The organism is Agromyces mediolanus, assembly GCF_014648575.1.
Classification (GTDB): domain Bacteria; phylum Actinomycetota; class Actinomycetes; order Actinomycetales; family Microbacteriaceae; genus Agromyces; species Agromyces mediolanus.
The window spans coordinates 1,904,317-1,927,221 of record NZ_BMRJ01000001.1; the positions used below are offsets into that span (position 1 = coordinate 1,904,317).

A 22,905-nucleotide genomic window follows, 5' to 3' on the forward strand; every position below is an offset into this window, starting at 1 on the left:
TGAAGGCTCGGACGACGGTGTCGTCGCGCTCGACGACCGGGTACTCGACCGGCGTGACCTCGGGCGGCGCCGTGGTGAGCTCGCGGCCCTCGGCGATCCAGAGGTCGCGGCCGCCGTCGAGCAGTCGCACGTCCTCGTGCCCGAAGAGGGTGAACACCCAGAGCGCGTAGGCGGCCCACCAGTTGTTCTTGTCGCCGTAGATGACGACGGTCGAGTCGCGGGCGATGCCCTTCGAGCCCAGCAGGGCGGCGAACTGCTCGCCGTCGAGGTAGTCGCGGACGACGGGGTCGTTGAGCTCCGTGTGCCAGTCGATCTTCACCGCACCGGGGATGTGGCCGGTCTCGTAGAGCAGTACGTCCTCGTCCGACTCGACCACCACGAGACCGGGTTCGCCCAGTCGTTCGGCGAGCCACTCGGTGGAGACGAGCCGCTCCGGGTGGGCGTACTCGGCGAACTTCTCGGCGGGATCGAACGCGACGGACATGCTGGCCTCCTGCGGGCGCCCGGTCGGGCGTGGGGTTCGGGGAGCGGACTAGGCTGGTGGCGAAATCCAACTCGAATCTACGCGGCGCGCCGGTCGAAGTCACAGGGGCCGTCATCGGATGCAACACGGGAGACCCCTGAACATGACCACGGCTGAGGCCAGCACGCTCGTCCGGCTCATCGAGCGGAACCCGACCATCACGGGCGCCGAGATCGCCGCCGCGCTGACCCCGCCGCCGCAGTTCGAGCACGCATCCTTCGACTCCTACCGTCCCGACCCCGACTTCCCCTCCCAGCAGGCGGCGCTCGCCCGGCTCAAGGAGTTCGCGGGCGCGTGGCGCGCCGCCCAGCGGCCCGGCGGGTTCTTCTCGCGCAAGCGGCCGGCCCGTATCGAGCTGCCCGGCGTCTACCTCGACGGCGGCTTCGGCGTCGGCAAGACCCACCTCCTCGCCGCGCTCTGGCACGTCGCGCACGGGCCGAAGTACTTCGGCACCTTCATCGAGTACACGGCGCTCGTCGGCGCGCTCGGCTACGCGCAGGCGGTCGAGCTGCTCCGCGGGGCGAAGCTCGTCTGCATCGACGAGTTCGAGCTCGACGACCCGGGCGACACGATGCTCATGACCCGCTTCCTCGGCGAGCTGATGGCCGGCGGCACGCGCGTCGCCGCGACGAGCAACACCCCGCCGAACGCGCTCGGCGAGGGCCGCTTCGCCGCGGCCGACTTCCTGCGGGAGATCCACGCCCTCTCCGCCAACTTCGAGACGCTGCGCATCGACGGACTCGACTACCGCCGCCGCGACACCGAGGGGCACGCGGTCGTCGCGGGCGACGACGAGGCGGTCCGGCGCACGGCGGAGGCGCTCGCGGCCAACGGCCACCGCACCTCGCTCGACGGCTTCGACGAGCTCATCGCGCACCTCGCCACCGTCCATCCCTCGAAGTATGTGCGGCTCATCGACGGCGTCGAGGCGATCGCCCTGACCGGCGCGCACGAGCTGAACGACCAGAACGCCGCGCTGCGGCTCGTCGCCTTCATCGACCGCGTGTACGACGCCGAGGTGCCGCTCATCGCGAGCGGCATCCCGCTCGACGAGGTCTTCGACGCGGAGATGATGGCTGGCGGCTACCGCAAGAAGTACCTCCGCTCGATGAGCCGCATGATCGCGCTGACCTCGGGCGAACTGCCGCCGCACGACTGAGCGCGGCGCCGACCGCGACGAAACCTGCTGTTTACGCGAGCGCTCGCTCCGTAACCGGACCGAAACACGACGAGGCGTCGTTCGAAACCAGCTCTCGTGACACTGGGCCCACTGGATCCCCGGTTGCACCCGAGAGAGGTTTCGAGATGGACCAAGGCAACACTGCGTTCCTGTTGATCGCGGCGGCACTCGTGCTGCTGATGACGCCAGGGCTCGCGTTCTTCTACGGCGGCCTCGTGAAGGCGAAGAGCGTCATCAGCATGATGATGATGAGCTTCGGCGCGATGGGGCTCATCGGCGTGCTCTGGGTGCTCTTCGGCTACGCCATCGCGTTCCCCGCCGCCGAGGGGCTGAGCGCCCCCTGGGCGATCGACTGGTCGGCTCTCGGCCTGCAGAGCCTGCTCGAGACGCCGGAGGGCGCCGCGTTCCCGCCGCTCGCGTTCGTGGCCTTCCAGGCGACCTTCGCGATCCTCACGGTCGCGCTCATCTCAGGGGCGATCGCCGACCGGGCCAAGTTCGGCGCGTGGATGGTGTTCGCCGGCATCTGGGCGGTCGTCGTCTACTTCCCGGTCGCGAGCTGGGTGTTCAACTTCGGTCTGGCCGACGACGGCAGCTTCGCCTACGGCGGCTGGATCACGTACGGCCTGCAGCAGGCCTTCGGCGTCGGGGCGATCGACTTCGCGGGCGGCACCGCCGTGCACATCAACGCGGGCGCCGCGGCCCTCGCCCTCGCGCTCGTCCTCGGCAAGCGCGTCGGGTTCTCGAAGGGCGCCCACGTGCCGCACAACCCGCCGTTCGTGCTCCTCGGCGCCGGGCTCCTCTGGTTCGGCTGGTTCGGCTTCAACGCGGGCTCCGAGCTCGCCGCGGACGGCACCGCCGCCCTCGCCTTCGTGAACACGATCGCGGCCCCGGCCGCCGCGCTCCTCGCCTGGCTCCTCGTCGAGAAGATCAAGGACGGCAAGCCCACCTCGGTCGGCGCCGCCTCGGGTGCGGTCGCAGGCCTCGTGGCGATCACCCCGGCGTGCGCCTCCCTCACCCCGGTGTGGGCGATCGTGCTCGGCCTCGTCGCCGGCGCGGTGTGCGCCGTCGCGATCGACCTGAAGTTCAAGTTCGGTTTCGACGACTCGCTCGACGTCGTCGGCATCCACCTCGTCGGCGGCCTCATCGGCACGCTGTACCTCGGCATCTTCGCGAACGGCACCGGCCTCATCTACAGCGGCGAGCTCACCCAGCTCGCGGTGCAGGCGATCGCGGCGTTCGCGGTGCTGGCGTACTCGTTCGGACTGACCTTCGTCATCGGCTTCGCGATCCAGAAGATCATGGGCTTCCGGGTGCGCAACGAGGACGAGATCGCGGGCATCGACACCGCCGTCCACGGCGAGGACGCGTACAAGCTCGAGCTCGTCTAGCGCGGATCGGCCGCCCGAGGGCGGTGGGGTAGTGTGCCGGTGTGTCAGACACCAGCCGCTTCCTCACCGCCCTCGTCCGCGCCGTCGGACGGGTGTTCCGAACGAGCGGTCAGGCGCGCACCGGCGGGCCGGGCGCCCCGTCGCGGGCGGCCCGCGCGAGCGGTGCATCCGGCCGGGGCGGCACCGAGACCGACACGCTGTCGCCGGGCCAGTCGGGCGCGTTCGCGACGGAGGAGATCGATCCGCGCGGTCTCGGTCGCGTCGCGCTGAGCTACGCCCCGACGCCGGACGGCGAGCCGGATCCCGGGGAGATCGTCTGGACGTGGGTGCCGTTCGAAGAGCACGACGGCCGGGGCAAGGACCGGCCGGTCGTGATCGTCGCCGCAGGCGAGGGGGACCGCTTCCTGGCCGTGCAGCTCACGAGCAAGGGCCGACCGGGGGATCGCGACTACCTGGGGCTCGGCACCGGGCCGTGGGACGCCGAGGGCCGGCCGAGCTGGGTGCGGCTCGATCGGGTCTTCCTCGTGCACGGCGACGGGATGCGCCGGGAGGCCGCCTCGCTCGACGAGAAGCGGTACCGGCTCGTGGCCGAGGCGCTGCGCAGGCGCTACGGCTGGCGCTGACGGCGGTGCCACACCGCGCGGCCTGCACCCGAGAACGACGAAGCCCCCGGCGTGTGCCGGGGGCTTCTCTGGTGGGCGATGCCGGGCTCGAACCGACGACCTCTTCCGTGTGAAGGAAGCGCGCTACCAGCTGCGCCAATCGCCCAACGGGATTCGGGCACGAACGCGTCGTGCCGCGGGTTCGATAGTAGCCGACGCCGAAGGGTGAATGCACATCGGGCGGACGGGCCTCGGATCCCGGGCGTGTCGGGCCCGGCGTCGCCGCTCCGGACAGGGCTCGAAACACGCTCGACACGCCCGGGTTGCACGGCCGGATTCCAGTGCTGACCTGGCTGAACACTGGGGGAGCCATCCTCGGTTTGTGAATCGTTCACCCTTTCGGTTACAGTTTCTGTGTTGCCGGAAACGGCGACAACGCGGATGTGGCGCAGTTGGTAGCGCATCACCTTGCCAAGGTGAGGGTCGCGAGTTCGAGTCTCGTCATCCGCTCTGATCAGAATCGGGCGAAAGCCCGTTTCTGGTTTCTGGTGGTGAACCCAGACACGGTGGATTGGCCGAGAGGCGAGGCAGCGGCCTGCAAAGCCGTATACACGGGTTCGAATCCCGTATCCACCTCCAAGCCGAAACCTTTCGACTTGACACGGGCGATTGGCGCAGCGGTAGCGCGCTTCCCTGACACGGAAGAGGTCACTGGTTCGATCCCAGTATCGCCCACCACAGCAACGCCCCGGCAGACGCCGGGGCGTTCGTCGTTTCCGCCGCCACCATGGTCGCCGGCGAGGCGCCGCGAGCGCTCCTGCGCGGCGCGACGACGCTCGCCACGCGACTACAGTTGAGGGGCGGCGCGATGAGCGAGCTCTTCTCGCCGCGACATCCGGATATCGACGATCCCGGACCGCGGCGGGCGGGACGCCCGAGCGGCGGCCGGATCCAGCTGCATGGGAGTGGACCAGGTGACCGACGGCTTCGAGCTCTTCACCGACCGTTCTGTTGTCGCGATGCGCGTCAACGGCGAGCTCAAGGACCTGGCCACGACGGTCACGGAGACCGATGTCGTCGAGCCGGTCACGATCGACTCGCCCGACGGGCTGAACATCCTCCGGCACTCGACCGCCCACGTGCTCGCCCAGGCGGTGCAGAACGTGAACCCCGAGGCGAAGCTCGGCATCGGCCCGCCCGTCACCGACGGCTTCTACTACGACTTCGACGTCGCCGAGGCGTTCAGCACCGACGACCTGAAGGCGCTCGACAAGGAGATGTCGCGCATCGTCCGCGCCGGCCAGCGCTTCGTGCGCCGGGTCGTGAGCGACGACGAGGCCCGCGCCGAGCTCGCGCACGAGCCGTACAAGCTCGAGCTCATCGGGTTGAAGGGCAGCGCCTCGAGCGGCGACGACAACGAGAACGTCGAGGTCGGCGGCGGCGAGCTGACGATCTACGACAACGTCGACCCGAAGACCGGCGAGGTCGCCTGGAAGGACCTGTGCCGCGGGCCGCACCTGCCGAACACCCGCATGATCGGCAACGGCTGGGCGCTCATGCGCGTCGCCGGCGCGTACTGGCGGGGGAGCGAGAAGAACCCGCAGCTGCAGCGCATCTACGGCACCGCGTGGCCGACGAAGGACGAGCTGCGCGCCTACCAGCACCGCCTCGAGGAGGCCGCGAAGCGCGACCACCGCAAGCTCGGCAAGGAGCTCGACCTGTTCAGCTTCCCCGACGAGATCGGCTCGGGGCTCTCGGTGTGGCACCCGAAGGGCGGCATCATCCGCGGTGAGATGGAGCAGCACGCCCGTCGCCGGCACATCGAGGGCGGCTACACCTACGTGTACACGCCGCACATCTCGAAGGAGGATCTCTTCCTCCAGTCGAACCACCTCGTGACGTACCGCGAGGGCATGTTCCCGCCCATCGTCATGGACGAGGAGCGCGACGCCGAGGGCAACATCACCAAGCAGGGCCAGGACTACTACCTGAAGCCCATGAACTGCCCGATGCACATCCTCATCTACAAGGAGCGCGCCCGCAGCTACCGCGACTTGCCGATGCGGCTGGCCGAGAACGGCACCGTGTACCGCAACGAGCTCTCGGGGGCCCTGCACGGGCTCACCCGGGTGCGCGGCTTCACCCAGGACGACTCGCACCTCTTCGTGACGCCCGAGCAGCTCGAGGCCGAGGCGACCCGCGTGCTGGAGTTCGTCATCTCGATGCTGCGCGACTTCGGCCTCGAGGACTTCGAGCTCGAGCTCTCGATGCGCGACGACGAGAAGTCCAAGTGGATCGGTTCGGACGAGTTCTGGGAGTACTCCACGAACGCGCTGCGCAACGTCGCGGTCGCGAGCGGGCTGAAGCTCACCGAGGTCCCCGGCGAGGCGGCGTTCTACGGGCCCAAGATCGACCTGAAGACCCGCGACGCCATCGGCCGCACCTGGCAGCTCTCGACGGTGCAGGTCGACCCGAATCTGCCGGAGCGCTTCGAGCTCGAGTACACCGGTTCGGACGGCGAGAAGCACCGCCCGATCATGATCCACCGGGCGCTGTTCGGCTCGATCGAGCGCTTCTTCGCCATCCTGCTCGAGCACTACGCGGGCGTGTTCCCGGTCTGGCTCGCCCCCGTGCAGGTGGTCGGCATCCCGGTCGCCGACGAGTTCGCGCCCTACCTCGGCGAGATCGTCGAGCGACTGCGGGCGGCGGGCGTGCGGGCCGAGCTCGACACGAGCGACGACCGCATGCAGAAGAAAATCCGCACGCACACCACGCAGAAGATCCCCTTCCAGCTCATCGCGGGCGAGAACGACCGCTCCGCGGGCACGGTGAGCTTCCGGTTCCGCGACGGCACCCAGGAGAACGGCGTCGCGGTGGACGAAGCGATCGAGCACGTCCTCGCGTCGATCCGCGACCACCGCCAGGTCACGAGCAGGGACGACCTGTTCGGATGACCGGGGCGCCCGACGAGGAGCTGCGCGTGCAGTCGTCCGAGGAGTTCGCGGCGGCGCCCGACGCGTTCCAGCGGCTCTGGACGCCCCACCGGATGGTCTACATCCAGCAGGGTGAACCGGAGACGCACGAGTGCCCGTTCTGCCGCGCGCCCGAGCGCAGCGACGAGGACGCCCTCATCGTCGCGCGCGGGCGAACGGCCTACGCCCTGCTGAACCTCTACCCGTACAACAGCGGCCATCTGCTCGTCTGCCCGTACCGGCACATCGCCACCTACGATCAGGCGACCCCGGAAGAGGTCGCCGAGATCGGCGAGCTCACGCAGACGGCGATGCGGGTCATCCGCGCCGTCTCGCGCTGCGACGGGTTCAACCTGGGCATGAACCAGGGGCGGATCGCCGGGGCCGGGATCTCGGAGCACCTGCACCAGCACGTCGTGCCGCGCTGGGCCTCGGACTCGAACTTCTTCCCGATCATCGCGGGCACGAAGGCGCTGCCGCAGCTCCTCGGCGAGGTGCGCCGGACGATCGCGGAGGCCTGGCCCGCCACAGCGTGAGCCGGCGCCTTCGTGACCGCCGGCGTCGAGCTCAGATCCAGCCCTGCTGCCAGGCCTTCTCGGCGGCCTCGTGCCGCGACGCCGCGTCCAGCTTGGTCATGGCGGAGGAGAGGTAGTTCCGCACGGTCCCCTGGGCGAGGTGCAGGCGCTCGGCGATCTGCTGCACGCTGAGGGTCGAGCGGCTGTGGCGCAGCGCGTCCAGCTCGCGGTCGGTGAGCGGGCAGCGTTCGGCGGTGAGGGCGGCCGCCGCGATCTCGGGATCGATGTACCGGCGCCCGGCGGCGACGTCGCGGATGACGTCGGCGAGGCTCTCCGCCGGCGTCGACTTCGGCACGAAGCCGGACACCCGTGCAGCGAGCGCGCGGCGGAGCACGCCGGGCCGGGCGTGCCGGGTGACGATGACGACGCGGGTCGGCACGGTCGCGAGGATGCGCGCGGCGGCCTCGACGCCGTCGGCCTCGGGCATCTCGAGGTCGAGCAGGCACACGTCGGGTCGTGTCGCGACGGCCTGCGTCACCGCGGAGGTGCCGGTGTCGGCGCTCGCGACGATCTCGATGTCCGGTTCGAGGTCGAGCAGTGCGACGAGTGCACCGCGGATCAGGTGCTCGTCGTCGGCGACGAGGAGGCGGATCGGCGGCGCGGCGGGATCGCGGCGGCTCACGCGGGCACCCCGGCGGACATCGGGACGCTCGCCACGACCTGGAACGTGCCGGCTGCGGCATCCGCCTCGGTGCTGAACGTCCCGCCGATCGTGGTCAGGCGCTCGCGGAGGCCGTCCAGCCCGCTGCCGGGGCCCTGATCGGGCCGTTGCGCCGGAAGCGCGGGTGCGGCGACGCCGTCGTTCGTGATCCGCAGTTCGCAGCGCTCAGCGCTCGTCGCGAGCTCGATCGTGACCGTGCGCGCCTCGCTGTGCCGCAGGATGTTCGTCGTCGCCTCGCGGACCACCGAGCCGAGCGCGCGCTGCACCTCGTGGCCGCTCGGCACCGGGCCGAGCCGGAGCGTGCAGACGGCGCCGGAGGCGGCGAGCACCTCGCGCGCGTTCTCGAGCTCCTCGTCGAAGGCGACCTGGCGGTAGCCCGCCACGAGCGAGCGGGTCTCCTCGAGCGCCTCCTTCGCGATCAGGCGCACCTCGTGGACGAGTGCGCGAGCGCGCTCGGGGTCCCGCTCGAGGAGCCGTTCGGCGAGCTCGGACTTCAGCGAGATCACCTGCAGGTGGTGGCCCTGGATGTCGTGGAGGTCGGAGGCGAAGCGGAGGCGTTCCTGGGTGACGGCGAGCTCGCCGGCGGTGCGGCGGTTCCGATCCAGCCGGACGACGACCTCCCACCACCAGATGCTCGCGAGAGCCATGACCGGGAGCATGACCGCGAAGAAACCGATCATCCAGGCGGTCGACTGCTCCCTCGCCGTTTCGGCACCGCCGTGCAGTGCGACCGAGGCGAGCGCATGCGCTGCGGTGAATGCCGCGCCACCCGCGAGCAGGAGGCCGCGACGCGGCTTCGGCAGCAGCGGCGCGACGAGCGTCAGCGCGGCCCAGAGCGGCATCGCGCTGGTGAGCGCCAGGCCGGGCGCGAGGAGCCCGAGCGCCCAGACGAGCACCGCGGGGAGGAGCAGGGTGACGGTCCAGGCCGGGTGCGGAAGTCCGCCGCCGCGGCCGACGCGCAGGAACCAGCAGTAGCGGAGCTGCGCCGCGGTGGCGAGGAGCTGCAGCAGCAGGACCGCGAGGACGAGCGGGGTCCGTTCCGCGAGGTAGGCCTCGAAGAGCGTGAGTCCGACGATGAGATCGAAGAAGCCGTAGAAGAACACGATCGACACGAGCGTGTAGAGCCAGGTCGCGCGGACGCTGCGTGCGGGTTCGGGGGGCATGGCCCCGAGCCTATGGCAGTGACATTTGTCATGTCCGGACGAGCGGATTCCCACGGGGTCCGCTGACATCGCGGCACTGCCGCGGTACGAACGCGAACGGGAGGCTGGAGGCATCCCGCTGCGGCTCGCAGCGGTGACCAGCACTCTCGAAAGGCCCGACATGATCGACGCGCTCCAGGACTTCGCCGGCTCCCTCCCCGCCTACCTCCAGTGGCTCGGGGTGATGCTCGTCGCGGCGATCCCGTTCGTGGAGTCCTACTTCGGCTCGGTCGTGGGCGTGCTGATCGGGCTGCCGCCGGCGGTCGCGATCGGCGTGGCCGTCATCGGCAACGTGGTGTCCATGCTGGTCTTCGTGCTGACCGCGCACGGGGTGCGCTCGAAGGTCGTCGCGGGGAAGCAGCAGGCTCCCGAGGAGTCGCCGCGTCGCGAGAAGCTGCGGCGGGCCTTCGACAAGTACGGGGTGGCGGGCGTCAGCATCGTCGGGCAGACGATCCTGCCGAGCCAGATCACCTCCGCGGCGATGGTCTCCTTCGGGGCCAGCCGCAACGCCGTCATCTTCTGGCAGATCGTCTCGATCGTGCTCTGGGGCGTCGTCTTCGGCGTGCTCGCGACGCTCGGAGTCTCCCTCGTGCGCTGAGGCCTCGCCCGGAGACGAGGGATGCCCCGGCGGGATCGACCCGCCGGGGCATCCGTCGTCCGTGGCGGCTCAGCGCACCTGGCGCACCGAGAACTGCATGGCGGGGTTCGCGTAGTCCTCCTGCGACTCGACGAGCTGGAGCTCCCGCTCGCCCGAGCGGTGGGTGCGCTCGAGGAGCCCGAAGACACTCGAGGTGGTGCGTGCGAGCGCGTCGGCGGCGTCGCCCGTGGCGCGGTAGTGGGCGGTGAAGAGGGCGGCCGTGACGTCGCCGGAGCCGTTCGCCTTGAGCGGCAGCAGCGGGGTCTGCACGATCCAGGCGCCGCGGTCGTCGACGGCGAGCATCTCGATCGTGCCCGGCTCGCGGTCGGGGCGCTCGACGCTCGTCACGAGGACGGTGCTCGGGCCGGTCGCGCGGATGCGGTCCACGGCGTCGAGGGTCGACTCGAGGGTGTCGGGCTCGGTGCCGGTGAGGAAGCCGAGCTCGAACTGGTTCGGCGTGATGAGGTCGGCCGCCGGCACGACGCGGTCGCGCAGCAGCACCGGGATGGCGGGGGCGACGAAGCAGCCCGACTTCGCGTTGCCCATCACCGGGTCGCAGGAGTAGATGGCGGAGGGGTTCGCCGCCTTGACCTTCGCGACGGCCTCGAGGATGACGTCGGCGATGCCCTCGCCGCCCTGATATCCGGAGAGCACCACGTCGATCTGGGGGAGCACTCCGCGGTCCTCGATACCGGTGATGACCTCTCGGACGTCGTCGGGGGCGATGAGCGGACCGCGCCACGCGCCGTAGCCGGTGTGGTTCGAGAAGTTGACCGTGTAGACGGGGAGCACCTCGACGCCGATGCGCTGCAGGGGGAAGACGGCGGCGGAGTTGCCCACGTGACCGTAGGCCACCGCCGACTGGATCGAGAGGATCTTCATCGGACGATCATCCCACCTCGGCGAGCCTGGCCGGTTCCACGGCACCGCTCGCCTCGCGTGCGGCCCGGACGGAGGCGGCGAGATCCGCGGCGAGGCGGCGCAGCTCCTCGTCGTCGAGCTCGTGCACCGTGAGGCGCAGGCGCTCGGGCGGGGCGCCGCCGGCGAGGGCGAACTCGTCGCCGGGCCGGGCGAGCCAGCCCCGGCGCATCAGCTGCTCGACGACCGCCCGCGCCGGTGCGCCGAGCGCGACCCAGACGTTCAGGCCGTCGCCGGGCTCGGTCGGCAGGCCCTCCGCCGTGAGCAGGCCGGCGAACGTGCGGTTCCGCGCGGCGTAGTGCTCGCCTGCCGCGCGGATGCCCGCGGCCACCTCCGGGTCGGTGGCGAGCGCGTGCACGAGCCGCTGCAGCAGGTGGCTCACCCAGGTGGTGCCGGGCGTGAGCCGCATGGCGAGCCGCTCGGCCGTCTCCGGGTCGGAGGCCGTGACGGCGAGGCACATGTCGGGGCCGAGGAACTTCGACACCGAGCGGACGAGCGCCCAGCGCCGGTGCTGCGGCCCGATGAGGGAGTGGAACGGCTGCTGCGAGAGGAGCGAGTAGTGGTCGTCCTCGATCACGAGCACGTAGGGGTGCTCGGCGAGCACCGCCCGGAGCGCGGCGGCGCGCTCGGCGCTGAGGCTCGCGCCCGTCGGGTTCTGGGCCCGCGGGGTGCAGATGACCGCGCGGACCCCCTGCTCGAGCGCGGCGCGGAGGCCGGCGACGGTCATGCCCTGCTCGTCGACCGGCACGGCGACCGGGCGGTACCCGGCGATCCGGACGGTGTGGATGCTGGTCAGGAAGCACGGGTCCTCGAGCGCGACGGCGTCGTCGCGGGTGAGCGCCTGGGCAAGCAGCCGTTCGACGGCGTCGCCCGCGCCGGAGGTCACGGTGAGCCGCAGGGGGAGTCCGGCCGGCAGGTCGCGGCGCATCCACTCGGCGGCCCACTGCTCGAGGCCCGGGTCGATGACGGGTTCGCCGTAGAGCACGGGGCGGCGGGCGATGCCGAGCAGCGCGCGGGAGGGATCGGGGATGCGGGAGGCATCCGGATTGCCCGTGCCGATGTCCCGGAGTGCGGTGTCGGCGGCGAAGCCCTCCTGTGCGACCGGGGCGGCGCCGGCCACCCGGGTGCCGGCGCGGCCCCTGGTGACCACGAGCCCGGAGGCGCCGAGCTGGCGGTAGGCGGCGACGGCGGTGTTGCGGTTCACGCCGAGCTGCTCGGCGAGGGTGCGGACCGGGGGCAGCGCGTCGCCGGGGCGGAGCCGCCCGCGCTCGATGAGCGCCCGGAGGCTGTCGGCGATCTCGGCGGCCGAACGCCCTTCGATCTCGGCGATCACGTCATGGTCCTTCCTCGTGTCCACGACCATGCTACATTTTGGCCTAGGACAATGATTCCGTTGGTCTGTTTCGAAGCGCGGGATGGGCTCGCGCTCGATCGAGAGGATTCCCTGTGACGGTACCCGAGACGGGCTCGAGCCGCGTGAAGCGCGGCCTCGCCGAGATGCTGAAGGGCGGCGTCATCATGGACGTCGTCACCCCGGAGCAGGCGCGCATCGCCGAGGACGCCGGCGCCGTCGCCGTGATGGCGCTCGAGCGCGTGCCCGCGGACATCCGTGCCCAGGGCGGCGTCGCCCGCATGAGCGACCCCGACCTCATCGAGGCGATCATCGCCGAGGTGTCGATCCCGGTCATGGCGAAGGCGCGCATCGGCCACTTCGTCGAGGCCCAGGTGCTGCAGGCCCTCGACGTCGACTACATCGACGAGTCCGAGGTGCTCTCGCCCGCCGACTACGTGAACCACATCGACAAGTGGCAGTTCACCGTGCCGTTCGTCTGCGGCGCCACGAACCTCGGCGAGGCCCTCCGCCGGATCAACGAGGGTGCGGCGATGATCCGCTCCAAGGGCGAGGCCGGCACCGGCGACGTGTCCGAGGCGACCAAGCACATCCGCAAGATCACGAGCGAGGTCAACGCACTGAAGTCGATGACCCGCGACGAGCTCTACGTCGCGGCGAAGGAGCTGCAGGCGCCGTACGAGCTCGTGCTCGAGGTCGCCGAGACCGGCAAGCTGCCCGTGGTGCTCTTCACCGCGGGCGGCGTGGCCACGCCGGCCGACGCGGCCATGATGATGCAGCTCGGCGCGGACGGCGTGTTCGTCGGCTCGGGCATCTTCAAGTCCGGCAACCCGGAGCAGCGCGCCGCCGCCATCGTGAAGGCCACGACCTTCTACGACGACGCCTCGGTGATCGCCGACGTGTCGCGCGGGCTCGGCGAGGCGATGGTCGGCATCAGCGTCGGCGACCTGCCCGCCCCGCACCGGCTCGCCGAGCGCGGCTGGTGACGACCACCCTCCGCGAGGAGTCGCTCGACGCGGGGGCCGGCGCGACCGGCCCCCGCGTCGGCGTCCTCGCCCTCCAGGGCGACTTCCGCGAGCACGCCCGTGTGCTCGCCGGCCTCGGCGCCCGGGTGGCGCTCGTCCGTCGAGCGGCCGAGCTCGCCGAGGTCGACGGCCTCGTCATCCCCGGCGGCGAGTCGAGCGTCATCGACAAGCTCGCGCGCACCTTCGGGCTCGCCGAGCCGCTCATCGCCGCGATCCGCGACGGGATGCCGGTCTACGGCACCTGCGCCGGGCTCATCATGCTCGCCGACACCGTGCTCGACGCGAGTCCCGGCCAGCGCTCCTTCGGCGGGCTCGACATCGTGGTGCGACGCAACGCCTTCGGCTCGCAGAATCAGTCCTTCGAGACGGAGCTCGCGGTGCCGGAGCTCGGCGAGCCGCCGGTGCGTGCGGCCTTCATCCGCGGCCCCGTCGTCGAATCGCTCGGACCTCGGGCGACGCCGCTCGCCGCGCTGGCCGACGGCCGCGTCGTCGCGGTGCGCCAGGGCGCGCTGCTCGGCACGAGCTTCCACCCGGAGATCACGGGGGAGCACCGCTTCCACGAGTACTTCCTCGGGATGGTCGGCGCGCGGTAGCGTCGCGGTCATGGGGACCTGGATCGCGCTGCTGCGCGGGGTGAACGTCGGCGGCATCACGATCCGTTCGGCCGAGCTCCGCGAGCTGTTCGGCTCGCTCGGCTTCGAGGGGGTGCGCACGGTGCTCGCGAGCGGCAACGTCGCCTTCGAGGCCGAGGCGCAGGGGGCGGCGGCCGAGCGGCGGCTGAAGACGACGATCGAGGCGGCGCTGTCCGAGCGCTTCGGCTACGAGGCGTGGATCGTGCTCTGCTCCCGGGAGCGGCTCGAGCAGATCGTCGAGGCGTTCCCCTTCGACGCCGAGCGCGAGGGGTGGCATCCGTACGTCCTCTTCGCCTCCGACCCGGCGCCGCTCGTCGAACTCCTCGAGGCCGCGCCCTCGCTCGATCCCGCCGACGAGACCATCGCGCCGGGGGAGCAGGTCGTCTACTGGCACTGCCGTCGTGCGGTCGGCATCGACAGCGCGTTCTCGAAGCTCGTCGCCAAGGCTCGCTTCAAGCCCACGACGACGAACCGGAACCTCCGCACGCTGCAGAAGCTGCTGAAGTAGGCGCGCGCTTCCCGGGCCCCGCGGCGACGCTGCCGTAGAATGGGAGACCGGCGGGCGCCCCCGCCGGGCAATCGATCCAGGAGCAGCATGTCCGGGCATTCCAAGTGGGCCACGACGAAGCACAAGAAGGCCGTCATCGACGCGCGTCGCGCGAAGTCCTTCGCCAAGCTCATCAAGAACATCGAGGTCGCCGCGAAGCTGGGCGGCGCCGACCTGAACGGCAACCCGACCCTGTACGACGCCGTGCAGAAGGCCAAGAAGACCTCGGTGCCGAACGACAACATCGACCGGGCGATCAAGCGCGGCGCCGGTATCGGCGGCGAGGCCGTCGAGTACCAGAGCATCACGTACGAGGCCTACGGGCCCTCCGGCGTCGCCCTCATGGTCGAGGTGCTGACCGACAACAAGAACCGTGCCGCCGCCGAGGTGCGCACGGGACTCAGCCGCAACGGCGGCACGCTCGCCGACCCGGGATCGGTCGCCTACAACTTCACCCGCAAGGGCGTCATCGTCGTCACCGGCGAGGGCACGACCGAGGACGACGTCATGATGGCGGCCCTCGACGCGGGCGCCGAGGAGATCGAGCCGCACGCCGACGGCTTCGAGGTCATCACCGACCCGTCCGACATGGTCGAGGTGCGCAAGGCGCTGCAGGAGGCGGGGCTCGACTACGAGTCGGCCGACATCGAGTTCGTGCCGAACCTCAAGGTCGAGATCGACGCAGACACCGCGCGCAAGGTCTTCCGGCTGATCGACGCGCTCGAGGACAGCGACGACGTGCAGAACGTCTACAGCAACTTCGACCTCACCCCCGAGGTGCAGGCCGAACTCGAGGCGGAGTAGGCCGATCGCCATGCGGGTGCTCGGCATCGACCCCGGGCTCACCCGCTGCGGCGTCGGCGTCGTCGACGTCGAGCCGAACCGGCGCGCACGGCTCGTCGACGTGATCGTCCTGCGCTCGCCCACCGATGCGCCGATCGAGCGCCGGCTCGCACGCATCGCGGACGGCCTCGAGGCGATCTTCGAGGAGCACCGGCCGCAGGCGGTCGCCCTCGAGCGGGTCTTCGCCCGCTCCGACGTCTCGACGATCATGGGGACCGCGCAGATCTCCGGCGTCTCGATGCTCATCGCCGCCAGGCGGGAGCTCCCGGTCGCGCTGCACACGCCGTCCGAGGTGAAGGCCGCGATCACCGGGTACGGGCGTGCCGACAAGAAGCAGGTCGGCGCGATGGTGGCGCGCATCCTCGGGCTCGAGGAGGTGCCGAAGCCGGCGGATGCCGCGGACGCGCTCGCGCTCGCGATCTGCCATGCCTGGCGCACCGGCGGAGTCGCCGGCGCGGCGATCCGGGACGCCTCGGCCGGGCGGGGCGAGCAGGATGCCTCGGGCCTCACGCCGGCGCAGCGCGCATGGCTCGCCGCGGAGCGCTCCGCCGCCGTGTCGGGGGCGGCCCGTAGGGTGAAGGAGTGATCTCCTCCCTCCGCGGGCGCGTGCTCGTCGCCGCCGGCAGCACCCTCGTCATCGACGTCGGCGGCGTCGGCTTCCAGGTCAACACCACCCCGGCTCTCGTGCTCGCCAGCCGGGTCGGCGAGGAGCTCTCCGTGCACACGGTGCTCATCGTCCGCGAAGACTCGCTGACCGTGTTCGGCTTCGGCACCCGCGACGAGCTCGAGGTGTTCGAGCTGCTCGTCGGCGTGAACGGCGTCGGGCCGAAGTCCGCGCTCGGCGTGCTCTCGGTGCTCTCGCCCGACGAGGTCGCCGCCGCGGTGCACCGCGAAGACGATGCGGCCTTCCGCAAGGTCAGCGGCATCGGCCCGAAGACGGCGAAGCTCATCGTCGTCTCCCTCGCCGGCAAGCTGGCGGCGCCCGCCGCGCGCGCGGCGAGCGCACCCGTGGCGAGCGGCAGCATCAGTGACAGCGTGCTCGCCGCCCTCACCGGCCTCGGCTGGTCCGAGAAGGTCGCGGCCGAGGCGCTCGACGAGACGATCCTCGCCGTGAGCGAAGCCGACGCGGCCTCCGTGCCGACGCTGCTGCGGCTGACGCTCGCGCGGCTCGGACCGGCGCAACAGGGCGGCAGGGCGCGATGAACCACGACGATCTCGACCTCACCGACCCCGAGCTCGCCTCCGAGGCCGAACTCGCCTTCGAGGGCGCGCTGCGACCGAAGAGCCTGCAGGAGTTCGTCGGGCAGAGCAAGGTGCGCGGGCAGCTGCAGCTGCTCCTCACGGCCGCCCAGCTGCAGCAGCGCACGCCCGACCACATCCTGCTCGCGGGGCCGCCCGGGCTCGGCAAGACGACGCTCGCGATGATCGTGGCGCACGAGGGCGGGCGGCCGCTCCGCATGTCGAGCGGACCGGCCATCCAGCACGCGGGCGATCTCGCGGCCATCCTCAGCTCCCTGGTGCCGGGCGAGGTGCTCTTCATCGACGAGATCCACCGCATGGCGCGCTCGGCCGAGGAGATGCTGTACCTCGCGATGGAGGACTTCCGCATCGACATCATGGTCGGCAAGGGCGCCGGGGCGACCTCGGTGCCGCTCGACCTCGCGCCGTTCACGCTCGTCGGGGCGACGACGCGGGCCGGCCTCCTGCCGAACCCGCTGCGCGATCGCTTCGGGTTCACGGCGCACCTCGAGTTCTACGACCGGGATGAGCTCGAGCAGGTGCTCGAGCGGGCCGCGCGCATGCTCGGGCTCGACATCGACCGCGAGGCACTCGCCGAGATCGCTGGCCGCTGCCGCGGCACGCCGCGCATCGCCAACCGCCTGCTCCGGCGTGTCCGCGACTACGCCCTCGTGCACTCCGGAGGTGCGGGTGCCCGCGCCGACCTCGGCGCGGTGCGCGCCGCCCTCGAGCTCTACGACGTCGACGCGCTCGGCCTCGATCGGCTCGACCGCGCGGTGATGACGATCCTGCTCGAGCGCTTCGGCGGGGGACCGGTCGGCCTCAACACTCTGGCGGTCTCGGTCGGCGAGGAGTCCGAGACGATCGAGGCCGTCGTCGAGCCGTTCCTCGTGCGCATCGGGCTCATCACCCGGACCCCGCGGGGGCGGGTCGCGGCCCCCGCCGCGTGGCGGCACTTCGGGCTCGCGGAGCACGCGCCGGGCGTCGAGCAGGCACTCCCCATCGATGACCTATAATCCAAGGAGGCTTCGGCCCCCTTGTCTCTGACTTCGCGCGCCGTCGCGCGCACCGGAAGGTTTCCCAGCTCATGCCCTTCGATCCGCTGACTCTCATCATGCTCGCCGTTCTCGCGGTGCTGATCTTCTTCATGTTCCGCAACTCGCGGAAGCGCCAGGCCGAGGCGCGCGAGCTGCAGTCGAAGGTGCAGCCGGGTGCGAAGGTGATGACGAACTTCGGCGTCTTCGGCACCGTCGTCTCGATCGACGACGAGGAGAACCGCGCCGAGCTCGAGGTGAGCCCGGGCACCGTGCTGACCCTGCACCGTCAAACCATCGCCCGCGTGATCGAGCCCGCCGAGGGCGCCGACGCCCCGGCGATCGAGTCGATCGACGGCGAGCCGGAGTTCGGCGAGCGCATCGACGATGCGGCCGACGAGACGCCGAAGGCGGCCGACGAGGCGCCCAAGGGCGACGAGTCGCCGAAGAAGTCCGAGGACTAAACCCGTTCCCACTGGCTCGGCCCGCGCACTCGTGCGCGGGCCGACGCAGAGAAAGCAGAGCACGTGGCTGCAGCACCGAAGCGGTCATCACGGCCGACCCCCGTTCGCAAGGCCTGGCGGTCGCTGAGCTGGCTCGGCGTGATCATCGTCGGTCTGTTCGCGATCAACGCCGCCGGCGTGATCTGGGGCGGCGGGTCGTGGACGCCGAAGCTCGCGCTCGACCTCGAGGGCGGCACGCAGATCATCCTCGAGCCGAAGCTCGAGTCGGGGCAGACCGCCTCGCAGGAGCAGCTCGACCAGGCGGTGTCGATCATCCGCCAGCGCGTCGACGCCTCGGGCGTCGCCGAGCCCGAGATCAACACCGAGGGCTCGAACGTCGTCGTTCGCATCCCCGGTGAGCTCGACGAGCAGACGCGCAACCGCATCGAGCAGTCGGCGAAGCTCGAACTCCGCCCCGTGCTGCTCGCGAGCGCCGCGACCGACCAGTCGATCAGCCCGAGCGAATCGCCGGCGCCGAGCGACGACGCCGCGCTCGAGGCCACGCCGACCGTGGAGCCCACCGACCCGAGCGACCCCTCGTGGATCACGCCCGCGCTGCAGAACGAGTTCGACACCTTCCAGTGCTCGAGCCTCGACGACCCCGACGCCAACGTCGCGCCGGCCGACGAGCCCCTCGTCACCTGCGACGCGAGCCGCACGGCCAAGTACATCCTCGGTCCCGTCGAGGTGAGCGGCGCGAACATCGTCGACGCCACCAACGGCGTCGTCACGACGCAGAACGGCGCGTCCACCGGTCAGTGGGCGGTGAACCTCGTCTTCGACGACGAGGGCACCAAGGCCTTCGCCGACGTCTCGACGCGCCTCTACGGCCTCAAGGGCCAGACCCCGCGCGACCAGTTCGCCTTCGTGCTCGACGGCGCCGTCATCTCGGCGCCCTCGATGAACGGCGTCATCACCGACGGCCGCCCGCAGATCACCGGCTCCTTCACGCAGGAGACCTCGAAGGCGCTCGCCGACCAGCTGAAGTTCGGCGCGCTGCCGATCAGCTTCACGGTGCAGTCGTCCGAGACGATCTCGCCGACGCTCGGCACGCAGCAGCTGCAGAACGGCCTGATCGCGGGCCTCATCGGTCTCATCCTGGTCGTGCTCTACAGCATCTTCCAGTACCGCGCCCTCGCCTCGGTGACGGTGGCCTCGCTCATCATCGCGGGCATCATCACCTACCTGATGCTGACGATCCTGTCCTGGCGCGAGGGATACCGGCTCTCGCTCGCGGGCATCGCGGGCGTGATCGTGGCGATCGGCTTCACGGCCGACTCCTTCATCATCTACTTCGAACGCGTGAGAGACGAGCTGCGCGACGGCAGACCACTGGTCGGCGCCGTCGAGGCGGGCTGGAAGCGCGCCTTCCGCACCGTGCTCGCCTCGAAGGGCGTGAACCTGCTCGCGGCGATCGTGCTCTTCATCCTCGCGGTCGGCAGCGTGAAGGGATTCGCCTACACGCTCGGGCTCACGACCATCATCGACGTCGTGATCGTCATCCTCTTCACGCACCCGATGCTGCAGCTGCTCGCGCAGACCCGCTTCTTCTCGGGCGGCAATCCGTGGTCGGGCCTCGACCCGAACGCGCTCGGCGCCGTCTACCGGGGCCGGGCGGAGTTCCGCAAGCCGTCCTCGGTGCCCGCGAAGAAGGCCGCGTCGAGCGCGAAGGAGGCGCAGCGCCGCCAGACGATCGCGGAGCGCAAGGCCGCCGAACAGCTCAGCTCGACGAGCGAAGGCAAGGAGTCCTGATGGCCAGCCGTCTCACCACCTTCGGCAACGACCTCTACACGGGCAAGCGCTCGTTCAACTTCGTCGGCGGACGACGCAAGTGGTACGTGATCGCGGCGGTGCTCGTCATCCTGTCGATCGTCGTCCCGCTCGTGCGCGGCGTGAACTTCAGCATCGAGTTCCTCGGCGGCTCGCAGTTCCAGATCACGAACGTGCAGAACGCCACGGCGGAGCCGGCGACCGAGGCCGTCGCGAGTGTGGTGCCGGACGCCACCGCGAAGGTCACCATCGTCGGCGACAGCGGCGTGCGCGTGCAGACCGACCAGCTCTCGCAGCAGGACTCGCACGACGTCTCGGCCGCGCTGGCCGAGGCGTACGACGTGCCGGTGAGCGAGGTCACCTCGAGCTTCATCGGGCCGAGCTGGGGCGCCGACGTGACCAGACAGGCCATCGTCGGCCTCATCGCGTTCCTCCTGCTCGCGGGCATCATCATGGCGATCTACTTCCGCACGTGGAAGATGTCGCTCGCCGCGATCCTCGCGCTCATCGGCGACCTCATCGTCACGGTCGGCGTCTACGCGGCCGTCGGCTTCGAGATCTCCCCGGCGGCGATGATCGGTGTGCTGACGATCCTCAGTTACTCCCTCTACGACACCGTCGTGGTCTTCGACAAGATCCGCGAGAACACCGCGGACGACGGGGATGAATCGCGGCGCACCTTCGCCGAGTCGGTCAACCTGGCGGTCAACCAGACGCTGGTGCGCTCGATCAACACGAGCGTCATCGCGGCGCTGCCGGTCGCGGCCATCCTGTTCATCGGCGCGGGCGTCCTCGGCGCCGACACGCTGCGGGACATCTCGCTCTCGCTGCTCATCGGCATCCTCGTCGGCACCTGGTCGACGGTCTTCGTCGCGGCGCCGCTGTACTCGCAGCTCCGCGAGGGCGAGCCTGCGATCAAGCGCCACGACCAGAAGGTGCTCAAGGAGCGCGAGCGGGCGGGATCGTCGGTCGCCGTCGAAGCGTAGCCCGGGCCGCCGTGCGGGCTCCAGGGGGCTCCGAGAGTGGTAGGAATGGAACCCTGGAGGTGCTGAGATGACCGAGACGGGAGTGAACTCCACGGCGTCGCTGCGCCGTCTCGTGCCGCGGATCTTCTCCAAGGCACAGCCCTCGGGGGCCGTGGAGACGCTGCTCCGCACGGTGCGCATGCACCATCCGAAGGCGGACCTCGCGCTCATCGAACGCGCCTACCAGGTGGCCGATCGGGCGCACGAGGGCCAGAAGCGCAAGAGCGGCGAGCCGTACATCACCCATCCGGTCGCCGTGGCGCAGATCCTCGCGGACCTCGGCATCGGCTCGAAGACCGTGGCTGCGGCGCTCCTGCACGACACTGTCGAGGACACCTCCTACACCCTCGACCAGGTGCGCGCCGACTTCGGCGACGAGATCGCGATGCTCGTCGACGGCGTCACCAAGCTCGACAAGGTCAAGTACGGCGACTCGACGCAGGCCGAGACGGTGCGCAAGATGATCGTCGCGATGTCCAAGGACATCCGCGTGCTCATCATCAAGCTCGCCGACCGCCTGCACAACGCCCGCACCTGGGGCTTCGTGCCCGCCGCCTCGGCCACGCGCAAGGCGACCGAGACGCTCGAGATCTACGCGCCGCTCGCGCATCGCCTCGGCATCCAGACCATCAAGTGGGAACTTGAGGACCTCTCCTTCGCGGTGCTGTACCCGAAGCTCTACGCCGAGATCGAGAGCCTCGTGAAGCAGCGCACCCCGCAGCGCGAGGAGTTCGTCCAGAACGTCATCGACCTCGTGAACGACGACCTGAAGGCCGCGAAGATCCGCGGCAAGGTCATGGGGCGCCCCAAGCAGTACTACTCGATCTACCAGAAGATGATCGTGCGCGGCCGCGACTTCGACGAGATCTACGACCTCGTCGGCATCCGCGTGCTCGTGAACTCGGTGCGCGACTGCTACGCGGTGCTCGGCGCGATCCACGCCAGGTGGACGCCGGTGCCCGGCCGCTTCAAGGACTACATCGCGACGCCGAAGTTCAACCTCTATCAGTCGCTGCACACGACCGTGATCGGTCCGAAGGGGCGTGCGGTCGAGATCCAGATCCGCACCCACGACATGCACCAGCGCGCGGAGTACGGTGTCGCCGCGCACTGGAAGTACAAGGAGCGGATGACGAGCGGCCGCGTCGACGAGAAGCAGAGCAGCACCGACATGGCGTGGCTCGCGCACATCTCCGACTGGCAGGCCGAGACCGCCGACCCGGGGGAGTTCCTCGACTCGCTGCGCTTCGAGATCGGTGCGAAGGAGGTCTACGTCTTCACCCCGAAGGGGCGCGTCGTCGGCCTGCCCGCCGGCGCCACCCCGATCGACTTCGCGTACGCGGTGCACACCGAGGTCGGCCACCGCACGATGGGCGCGAAGGTCAACGGGCGCTTGGTCCCGCTCGAGAGCGAACTCTCGAGCGGGGACGTCGTCGAGGTGTTCACCTCGAAGAACCCCGACTCCGGCCCGAGCCAGGACTGGCTGAACTTCGTGAAGTCCGCGCGGGCGCGGAACAAGATCCGGCAGTGGTTCACGAAGGAGCGGCGCGACGAGGCGATCGAGCAGGGCCGCGACGCCATCGCCCGCGCCATGCGCAAGCAGAACCTGCCGCTGCAGAAGCTGATGAGCCAGGAGTCCTTCGCCGAGGTCGCCGCGCAGCTGCGCTACGAGAACGTCTCGGCGCTCTACGCCGCGGTCGGTGAGGGGCATGTCTCCACGCAGTCGGTGCTGGAGAAGGTCGTCGCCCTGGTGCGCGACGTCGAGGGCGGGGACGAGCCCGAGCTCGCGATCCCGGTGCGGTCGCGACCGCTGCCGCGCAACAGCGACTCCGGTGTCCTCGTGCGGGGCGCGCCCGACATCCTCGTGAAGCTCGCCCGCTGCTGCACCCCGGTGCCGGGCGACGAGATCGTGGGCTTCGTGACGAGGGGAGCCGGTGTCTCGGTGCACCAGGCGAGCTGCCACAACGTGCAGTCGCTGCTGCGCGAGCCCGAACGCATGATCGACGTCGAGTGGGCGCCGAGCTCGAAGAGCGTCTTCCTCGTGCAGATCCAGATCGAGGCGCTCGACCGGGCGGGACTGCTCTCGGACGTGACCCGCGTGCTCTCCGAGCACCACGTGAACATCCTCTCGGCCAACGTCACGACCTCCACCGACCGGCTCGCGCTCAGCCGCTTCGTGTTCGAGATGGGCGACACCACCCACCTCGATCGCGTGCTGAACGCCGTGCGCCGCATCGACGCCGTGTACGACGTCTACCGCGTCAGCGACGGTTGAGCC

The 22,905-nt window shown here is 70.5% G+C and carries 22 protein-coding genes and 4 tRNA genes; 20 read left to right on the plus strand and 6 right to left on the minus strand.

Annotated features, from left to right (window positions below; genetic code table 11):
• Nucleotides 1-484: sulfurtransferase (locus IEY71_RS18380; protein ID WP_268243558.1), on the minus strand; the 484-nt coding region annotated here is incomplete at its 3' end.
• 142 nt (nucleotides 485-626) lie between these two features.
• Here IEY71_RS18380 and zapE point away from each other — a divergent pair.
• The 3 genes from zapE to IEY71_RS09055 all read left to right on the plus strand — a co-directional run bounded on the left by zapE (nucleotide 627) and on the right by IEY71_RS09055 (nucleotide 3,714).
• Nucleotides 627-1,682 (plus strand): cell division protein ZapE, encoded by a 1,056-nt coding sequence (zapE, locus tag IEY71_RS09045; RefSeq protein WP_189084873.1) that lies wholly within the window; start codon nucleotides 627-629, stop codon nucleotides 1,680-1,682.
• 146 nt (nucleotides 1,683-1,828) lie between these two features.
• Nucleotides 1,829-3,091, plus strand: coding sequence for an ammonium transporter (locus IEY71_RS09050; protein ID WP_189084874.1), 1,263 nt, complete (start codon nucleotides 1,829-1,831; stop codon nucleotides 3,089-3,091).
• Between the two features lie 41 nt (nucleotides 3,092-3,132).
• On the plus strand, nucleotides 3,133-3,714 hold the full coding sequence (locus IEY71_RS09055) for a type II toxin-antitoxin system PemK/MazF family toxin (protein ID WP_189084875.1): 582 nt from the start codon (nucleotides 3,133-3,135) through the stop codon (nucleotides 3,712-3,714).
• 69 nt (nucleotides 3,715-3,783) lie between these two features.
• Here the strand turns inward: IEY71_RS09055 and IEY71_RS09060 are convergent.
• Nucleotides 3,784-3,859, minus strand: a tRNA-Val gene (locus tag IEY71_RS09060).
• 271 nt (nucleotides 3,860-4,130) lie between these two features.
• Here IEY71_RS09060 and IEY71_RS09065 point away from each other — a divergent pair.
• The 5 genes from IEY71_RS09065 to IEY71_RS09085 all read left to right on the plus strand — a co-directional run bounded on the left by IEY71_RS09065 (nucleotide 4,131) and on the right by IEY71_RS09085 (nucleotide 7,201).
• A tRNA-Gly gene (locus tag IEY71_RS09065) sits at nucleotides 4,131-4,203 on the plus strand.
• 55 nt (nucleotides 4,204-4,258) lie between these two features.
• A tRNA-Cys gene (locus IEY71_RS09070) sits at nucleotides 4,259-4,332 on the plus strand.
• A gap of 24 nt (nucleotides 4,333-4,356) precedes the next feature.
• A tRNA-Val gene (locus IEY71_RS09075) sits at nucleotides 4,357-4,431 on the plus strand.
• Nucleotides 4,432-4,652: 221 nt separating this feature from the next.
• Nucleotides 4,653-6,647: a threonine--tRNA ligase gene (gene thrS / locus IEY71_RS09080; RefSeq protein ID WP_189084876.1), complete on the plus strand. Its 1,995-nt coding sequence runs from the start codon at nucleotides 4,653-4,655 to the stop codon at nucleotides 6,645-6,647.
• Nucleotides 6,644-7,201 (plus strand): HIT family protein, encoded by a 558-nt coding sequence (locus IEY71_RS09085; protein ID WP_189084877.1) that lies wholly within the window; start codon nucleotides 6,644-6,646, stop codon nucleotides 7,199-7,201. Before thrS ends, IEY71_RS09085 begins: the two co-directional genes overlap by 4 nt.
• 31 nt (nucleotides 7,202-7,232) lie before the next feature.
• Here the strand turns inward: IEY71_RS09085 and IEY71_RS09090 are convergent, their stop codons facing one another.
• Nucleotides 7,233-7,862 carry a response regulator transcription factor gene (locus IEY71_RS09090; protein ID WP_229781603.1) on the minus strand — a complete coding sequence of 210 codons (630 nt, stop codon included), beginning with the start codon at nucleotides 7,860-7,862 and terminating at the stop codon, nucleotides 7,233-7,235.
• Nucleotides 7,859-9,064, minus strand: a complete 1,206-nt coding sequence (locus IEY71_RS09095) for a sensor histidine kinase (RefSeq protein WP_189084878.1) — start codon at nucleotides 9,062-9,064, stop codon at nucleotides 7,859-7,861. The genes IEY71_RS09090 and IEY71_RS09095 overlap by 4 nt, the downstream gene beginning before the upstream one ends.
• Before the next feature lie 160 nt (nucleotides 9,065-9,224).
• Here IEY71_RS09095 and IEY71_RS09100 point away from each other — a divergent pair, with 160 nt between their 5' ends.
• Nucleotides 9,225-9,701: a hypothetical protein gene (locus IEY71_RS09100; protein WP_189085156.1), complete on the plus strand. Its 477-nt coding sequence runs from the start codon at nucleotides 9,225-9,227 to the stop codon at nucleotides 9,699-9,701.
• A gap of 69 nt (nucleotides 9,702-9,770) precedes the next feature.
• Here the strand turns inward: IEY71_RS09100 and pdxY are convergent, their stop codons facing one another.
• Both pdxY and IEY71_RS09110 read right to left on the minus strand, forming a co-directional pair.
• A complete protein-coding gene (gene pdxY / locus IEY71_RS09105; RefSeq protein WP_189084879.1) occupies nucleotides 9,771-10,622 on the minus strand; it encodes a pyridoxal kinase PdxY in 852 nt (283 codons plus the stop codon).
• Nucleotides 10,623-10,629: 7 nt separating this feature from the next.
• Nucleotides 10,630-12,021: an aminotransferase class I/II-fold pyridoxal phosphate-dependent enzyme gene (locus IEY71_RS09110; RefSeq protein WP_189084880.1), complete on the minus strand. Its 1,392-nt coding sequence runs from the start codon at nucleotides 12,019-12,021 to the stop codon at nucleotides 10,630-10,632.
• 83 nt (nucleotides 12,022-12,104) lie between these two features.
• Here IEY71_RS09110 and pdxS point away from each other — a divergent pair, with 83 nt between their 5' ends.
• The 11 genes from pdxS (at nucleotide 12,105) to IEY71_RS09165 (ending at nucleotide 22,902) form a co-directional block, all read left to right on the plus strand.
• Nucleotides 12,105-12,995 (plus strand): pyridoxal 5'-phosphate synthase lyase subunit PdxS, encoded by an 891-nt coding sequence (gene pdxS, locus IEY71_RS09115; RefSeq protein WP_189084881.1) that lies wholly within the window; start codon nucleotides 12,105-12,107, stop codon nucleotides 12,993-12,995.
• A complete protein-coding gene (gene pdxT / locus IEY71_RS09120) occupies nucleotides 12,992-13,627 on the plus strand; it encodes a pyridoxal 5'-phosphate synthase glutaminase subunit PdxT (protein WP_189084882.1) in 636 nt (211 codons plus the stop codon). Before pdxS ends, pdxT begins: the two co-directional genes overlap by 4 nt.
• A 10-nt stretch (nucleotides 13,628-13,637) precedes the next feature.
• The gene (locus IEY71_RS09125) at nucleotides 13,638-14,174 is read left to right on the plus strand and encodes a DUF1697 domain-containing protein (protein ID WP_189084883.1); all 537 of its coding nucleotides are present in this window, start codon (nucleotides 13,638-13,640) and stop codon (nucleotides 14,172-14,174) included.
• 87 nt (nucleotides 14,175-14,261) lie between these two features.
• On the plus strand, nucleotides 14,262-15,017 hold the full coding sequence (locus IEY71_RS09130; protein ID WP_189084884.1) for a YebC/PmpR family DNA-binding transcriptional regulator: 756 nt from the start codon (nucleotides 14,262-14,264) through the stop codon (nucleotides 15,015-15,017).
• Between the two features lie 10 nt (nucleotides 15,018-15,027).
• Nucleotides 15,028-15,642 (plus strand): crossover junction endodeoxyribonuclease RuvC, encoded by a 615-nt coding sequence (gene ruvC / locus IEY71_RS09135; protein ID WP_189084885.1) that lies wholly within the window; start codon nucleotides 15,028-15,030, stop codon nucleotides 15,640-15,642.
• Nucleotides 15,639-16,259: a Holliday junction branch migration protein RuvA gene (gene ruvA / locus IEY71_RS09140; RefSeq protein ID WP_189084886.1), complete on the plus strand. Its 621-nt coding sequence runs from the start codon at nucleotides 15,639-15,641 to the stop codon at nucleotides 16,257-16,259. The genes ruvC and ruvA overlap by 4 nt, the downstream gene beginning before the upstream one ends.
• Nucleotides 16,256-17,311: a Holliday junction branch migration DNA helicase RuvB gene (gene ruvB, locus IEY71_RS09145; RefSeq protein WP_189084887.1), complete on the plus strand. Its 1,056-nt coding sequence runs from the start codon at nucleotides 16,256-16,258 to the stop codon at nucleotides 17,309-17,311. Before ruvA ends, ruvB begins: the two co-directional genes overlap by 4 nt.
• Before the next feature lie 98 nt (nucleotides 17,312-17,409).
• Nucleotides 17,410-17,793: a preprotein translocase subunit YajC gene (yajC, locus tag IEY71_RS09150; RefSeq protein ID WP_229781604.1), complete on the plus strand. Its 384-nt coding sequence runs from the start codon at nucleotides 17,410-17,412 to the stop codon at nucleotides 17,791-17,793.
• Between the two features lie 63 nt (nucleotides 17,794-17,856).
• Nucleotides 17,857-19,584 carry a protein translocase subunit SecD gene (gene secD, locus IEY71_RS09155; RefSeq protein ID WP_229781605.1) on the plus strand — a complete coding sequence of 576 codons (1,728 nt, stop codon included), beginning with the start codon at nucleotides 17,857-17,859 and terminating at the stop codon, nucleotides 19,582-19,584.
• Nucleotides 19,584-20,588 carry a protein translocase subunit SecF gene (gene secF / locus IEY71_RS09160; RefSeq protein ID WP_189084889.1) on the plus strand — a complete coding sequence of 335 codons (1,005 nt, stop codon included), beginning with the start codon at nucleotides 19,584-19,586 and terminating at the stop codon, nucleotides 20,586-20,588. The genes secD and secF overlap by 1 nt, the downstream gene beginning before the upstream one ends.
• Nucleotides 20,589-20,655: 67 nt before the next feature.
• On the plus strand, nucleotides 20,656-22,902 hold the full coding sequence (locus IEY71_RS09165) for a RelA/SpoT family protein (protein WP_189084890.1): 2,247 nt from the start codon (nucleotides 20,656-20,658) through the stop codon (nucleotides 22,900-22,902).
• Nucleotides 22,903-22,905: the final 3 nt, after the last annotated feature.

Coding starts and splice junctions, on each gene's coding strand:
- zapE (WP_189084873.1), top strand. CDS start 627: ATGACCACGGCTGAGGCCAGCACGCTCGTCCGGCTCATCGAGCGGAAC.
- IEY71_RS09050 (WP_189084874.1), top strand. CDS start 1,829: ATGGACCAAGGCAACACTGCGTTCCTGTTGATCGCGGCGGCACTCGTG.
- thrS (WP_189084876.1), top strand. CDS start 4,653: ATGGGAGTGGACCAGGTGACCGACGGCTTCGAGCTCTTCACCGACCGT.
- IEY71_RS09085 (WP_189084877.1), top strand. CDS start 6,644: ATGACCGGGGCGCCCGACGAGGAGCTGCGCGTGCAGTCGTCCGAGGAG.
- IEY71_RS09095 (WP_189084878.1), bottom strand. CDS start 9,064: ATGCCCCCCGAACCCGCACGCAGCGTCCGCGCGACCTGGCTCTACACG.
- IEY71_RS09100 (WP_189085156.1), top strand. CDS start 9,225: ATGATCGACGCGCTCCAGGACTTCGCCGGCTCCCTCCCCGCCTACCTC.
- pdxY (WP_189084879.1), bottom strand. CDS start 10,622: ATGAAGATCCTCTCGATCCAGTCGGCGGTGGCCTACGGTCACGTGGGC.
- IEY71_RS09110 (WP_189084880.1), bottom strand. CDS start 12,021: ATGGTCGTGGACACGAGGAAGGACCATGACGTGATCGCCGAGATCGAA.
- IEY71_RS09125 (WP_189084883.1), top strand. CDS start 13,638: ATGGGGACCTGGATCGCGCTGCTGCGCGGGGTGAACGTCGGCGGCATC.
- IEY71_RS09130 (WP_189084884.1), top strand. CDS start 14,262: ATGTCCGGGCATTCCAAGTGGGCCACGACGAAGCACAAGAAGGCCGTC.
- ruvC (WP_189084885.1), top strand. CDS start 15,028: ATGCGGGTGCTCGGCATCGACCCCGGGCTCACCCGCTGCGGCGTCGGC.
- ruvB (WP_189084887.1), top strand. CDS start 16,256: ATGAACCACGACGATCTCGACCTCACCGACCCCGAGCTCGCCTCCGAG.
- yajC (WP_229781604.1), top strand. CDS start 17,410: ATGCTCGCCGTTCTCGCGGTGCTGATCTTCTTCATGTTCCGCAACTCG.
- secF (WP_189084889.1), top strand. CDS start 19,584: ATGGCCAGCCGTCTCACCACCTTCGGCAACGACCTCTACACGGGCAAG.
- IEY71_RS09165 (WP_189084890.1), top strand. CDS start 20,656: ATGACCGAGACGGGAGTGAACTCCACGGCGTCGCTGCGCCGTCTCGTG.